Source organism: Microbacterium sp. (assembly GCF_036277215.1).
Lineage (GTDB): Bacteria > Actinomycetota > Actinomycetes > Actinomycetales > Microbacteriaceae > Microbacterium.
Map to the genome: position 1 here is coordinate 1 of NZ_DASUNI010000348.1, position 4,054 is coordinate 4,054.

The 4,054-nt window shown below is 68.5% G+C and carries 4 protein-coding genes; all 4 read right to left on the minus strand.

All coding sequences use genetic code 11. From position 1 onward, the window contains the following. On the minus strand, positions 1–583 hold a 583-nt coding region (locus VFX99_RS16945; protein ID WP_329667465.1), incomplete at its 3' end, for a sugar ABC transporter permease. A gap of 78 nt (positions 584–661) precedes the next feature. Beyond that, entirely contained in the window at positions 662–1,963 is a 1,302-nt protein-coding gene (locus VFX99_RS16950; RefSeq protein WP_329667466.1) for an ABC transporter substrate-binding protein, read from the minus strand. A 179-nt stretch (positions 1,964–2,142) separates the two neighbouring features. After that, complete coding sequence (locus VFX99_RS16955) at positions 2,143–3,132, minus strand: family 43 glycosylhydrolase (RefSeq protein ID WP_329667467.1); 990 nt, start codon at positions 3,130–3,132, stop codon at positions 2,143–2,145. Beyond that, on the minus strand, positions 3,129–4,054 hold a 926-nt coding region (locus VFX99_RS16960), incomplete at its 5' end, for a Gfo/Idh/MocA family oxidoreductase (RefSeq protein ID WP_329667468.1). The genes VFX99_RS16960 and VFX99_RS16955, both read right to left, overlap by 4 nt.

Consider the following 4,054-nt stretch of genomic DNA (forward strand, 5'->3'; position numbering starts at 1 on the left):
GGATCATCATCGGCAGCACCAGGCTCGGGTTTCCGACCCACCCGCCCAGGTCGATGCCGAAGAACGACAGGCTGTTGTCCACCGGGCCGTCGGCCGAGAACATCGCCCGCCACACGATCGCCACCGACACCGACCCGCCGATCAGCGACGGGGCGTAGAACGAGGACCGGAAGAACCCGGCGCCCTTGTCGCGGTAGTTCAGCAGCATCGCCACCAGCAACGCCGCGATCAGCATGATCGGGGTTCCGACCAGCACGTAGATCAAAGTGATCTGCGCGGACTGGATGAATGCCGGGTCATCGGTGAACATCCGGACGTAGTTGTCCAGGCCGATCCACTTCGGCGGACTGAAGATGTTGTAACTGGTGAAGGACAGATACAACGACCACACCATCGGGATGATCGTCAACCCCAAGAACCCGATCAGCCACGGCAGCAGGAACGCGTACCCGGCCAGGGTCTCCCGGCGCAGTCGTGCTCGCGCTCCCGGGTTGTCCAGGTGCTCCGGCCGCGCCCGCCGCAGCAGGCCGCGACGTGACGACCTCTCGCCGGTCACGATAACTCTCGTCGAAGTGGTGGTCACGAGAAACTCCCGGATCGATTCGGATGGAAGGGTGTACCCGGGGGCCCGGACACGACGGCCCAGGCCCCCGGCGAACTGCTACTGGCCCAGGACGACGTCCATCTCGGAGAAGAACTGCGAGACAGCCTCCTCGACGGTGACCGTTCCGTAGTTGAGCTCGGCGCCCAGCTGGCGGAACTTCTCCTCGAGCGTGCCGTAGCCCACGATCGGAACCGGCGGGGCGTCGCCCAGGCGGTCCGTGATGGAAGCCTCGTAGTCCTTGACCTGCTGGCTCAGCGGGTCGAGGTCGGCGGCCTCGAGGGCCGTCTCCGATGCCGGCAGACCGCGGTTGGTGCCGAAGATCTCACCGGACTGCGGCGAGTTGACCAGGAAGTTCACCAGCGTCGCCGCGGCTTCGGGGTGCTCGGTGTTGGCCGAGATCGAGTGCAGCATCGACGGCTTGAGGTACAGATCCTTCGCACCCTCTTCGGTCACCGGCGGCGCGACCAGGTTCAGCTCGGTGTAGCCGGCGCCCAGGTTGCCGAGGTAGCCCGATCCGAAGTTGTCCCACGTGAGCTCGCTTGCGGTGTTCGCGGTGTCGAACGGCCCGAGCGGAACGACTTCTTCGACCCGCTGCTGCGGGACGCCGATGCCGTCGCGGATCGCCTGACCCGACTCCCAGAACTCCGTCAGACGCTCCTCGTCGAAGCCGGGGGTTCCGTCCTCCTCGAACAGGTTGCCGCCCTCTGCCCGCAGCTGGATCTCGAGGTTCTGGATGCGGCCGCTGAAGTCGCTGCCGCCCCAGAACTCGCCGCCGGCCCCATCGGTGACCTCGCCGAGCCAGTCGGTGTAGTCGTCCCAGCTTCCGCCCTCGAAGTTCTCGACTCCGGCCTGCTCCAGCAGCACGGGGTTCGTGAACAGGCCCCAGGCGTTGGTCGAGGTCGGGATGCCGGTGGTGGCCTCGCCGACCACGCCGATGCCGAGGATGTTCTCGGGAAGCGCGTCTGTCTCGATGATGTTGCCGAGGTACGGGTTCAGGTCCAGGAGCAGGTTGTTCTCCGAGTACTGACGCAGGTAGGAGTAGTCGAACTGCATCACATCGGGGAGGTTCTTGCCTGCGGCCTCGGTCTGGCGCTTCTCCCAGAACTCGGGGAAGCCGAGGAAGCTCGCGTTGACCGTGATGTTCGGGTACTCCTCGCTGAACGCGGCGATGGCCTCGTTGTACAGCTCGGCCCGCACGTCGTTGCCCCAGAACGCGAGGTCGAGTGTGACCTCCTCATCCGGATCGAACGTCGGCGTGGCATCGGGGCTGCCGGAGCTGCCTCCGGCGCATCCTGCAAGGGCGATGGCTGCGCCCGTCGCGATGGCGACGGCGGCAAATGCCCGCTTCCTGTTGAACATCGTTGTCCTCTCTGAACGTCCGTGGTCGATACTGCGCCGACGAACGATCCGTGTTCGGTGGTGTGGGGTGCTGCGCGACCCTTGGTGCTGGGAAAGCGCTTGCCCAAACGCTACTATGGCGGAAAACGTTTCGCAAGACTTCAGGAGAAGATTTATCGAGACGGTTGCCCGGGCGCGGGTCAGCGCTCGCAGACCAGCCGGTCGTCGACGACACGCAGGGATGCCGCGTGCACCGCGCTCACGCGCGGGGTCGGGCCCTCGGCATCCGAAACCTCTGCGTCGGCGATCTCGGAGCCGTCCCACCACGGATGCGTGAAGTACCAGAACGTCGCGTTCTCGCCGTCGCCGGCGAGGCTCACGGAGCCGTGGCGGCCGATCTGGATGCCCGTGCCCGGGGGGCCCGCCTCGCCGAGCATCACGGCATCCGGTCCGCCTTGACGCTGCCAGTTCACCGCGTCGGCGGAGCGGTAGATCCCCATGCCCCGCCATTCGTCGACGATCATCCACCACCAGCCGCCCAGCGCGAAGGCGGCCGGACCCTCGTGCGGTCTGCCCCCGATCGCGATCCCCTCGAGCCGCCACGAGGCGAGGTCGCCCGAGACCGCAACGCCCGTCGTCGAGCCGGCCGCCTCATCCTTGAACCAGAGGCGCCAGAGTCCATCCGGGCAGCGCGCGACGCCGGCGTCGATCACGCGATCACTCGACAAAGCCACAGGTCCGACCCGTCGCCACGCGTCGAGGTCGTCGGAGCGGTATTCCACAATGGCGCGCGCAGAGCCGTCCCATCGGTCGGGCACGCCGTCGATCTCGGTGAGGTACATGCGCCAGCGGTCGCCGTCGAAGATGACCTCCGGCGCCCAGTGGGTCTCCGCGATCGCGTCGGGCGGCGGGCCGGGCTGCAGCTGGAGGCCATCCGCAGTGGGCTCCAGAGTGCCGCTGTACTCCCATGCGAGGCCGTCTCGGCTGCGTGCGACGCCGATGCGACTGCCGTGCACCCAGGCGACGCCCGGCCCCGGGTCGGGATGCGTCGCGCGGCGCTGCGTGTAGAACATGCGCCAGCCGTCGCCGTCGCGGATGACGATCGGGTCGGTGGCGCCGTCGTACACCGGGTCGCGATAGCGTGCCGCGGGCACGTGGTCGGGCGCGGCGGCTGGTCGTTCGGCGGTCACACGCGGTCGGGCCGGCGCTCGATCACCGGGCTGCGGAAGCCGCTGCGATGGGTGGGATGCACGGCGAGGTCGGCGGGCGTGATGACGGCGCCCTCGCCCGCCGCGGATGCGTATATGGCCGCGACGATCTCGGTCGATCGCGCGGGCTCGTCAGCGGTCGGCGGCAGCGGCGAGCCCGACAGCAGTGCGTCGAAGACGTCCCGCAGCAGAGGGGCATGGTCGCTGCGCTCTTCGTGCTCGGGCAGCGCCCACGTCGCGGCTTCGGCCTCGTCGACACCTGGCGCCGGCGTGATCTGCCAGTTCTCGTGCCCGTGTCCGTAGAGATGGTCGACCGTGACCGTGGCCTTCTGCGTGTCGATGCGCACCGAGCTGGTCTGCCGTGGCGAGACCGTGCTCGACACCACCGACGCGACGGCCCCGTTCGCGAAGGTGACCGTCGCCGTCGAGGCATCCTCGGTCTGCGTCTCGCGGTCGAGACGCCACAGGCGCCCCTGAACGCTCTCCCAGTCGCCGAGCAGGAACGCGAGCAGATCGAGCTGATGGATGCCGTGGCCGAGGGTCGTGCCGCCGCCCTCGGTCTCCCACTTGCCGCGCCATTCGACCGCGAAGTAGGCGGCGTCGCGGAACCACAGGGTCTGACACTGTGCGAGCAGGGGCCGGCCGAGCGCGCCGGACTGCAGAAGACCGCGCACGTGGGCGGCCGCCGTTCCGGTGCGCTGCTGGAATACGACCGCCAGCTGGCGGTCGGCGGCTGCGGCGGCGGCCCGCATGTCGTCGAGCTCTTCCAGAGAGGGTGCGGGTGGCTTCTCGACCACGACGTGGGCGCCGGCGGCGAATGCGGCGAGCGTCTGCTCACGGTGCACTCCGGGCGGAGTGCAGATGAGCACCACGTCGGGGTGCTCGGCGTCCAGAAGCCGGTCGA

What these genes read in the sequence shown, in the direction of transcription:
- VFX99_RS16950 (WP_329667466.1), bottom strand. Translation starts at nt 1,963, where the DNA reads ATGTTCAACAGGAAGCGGGCATTTGCCGCCGTCGCCATCGCGACGGGC.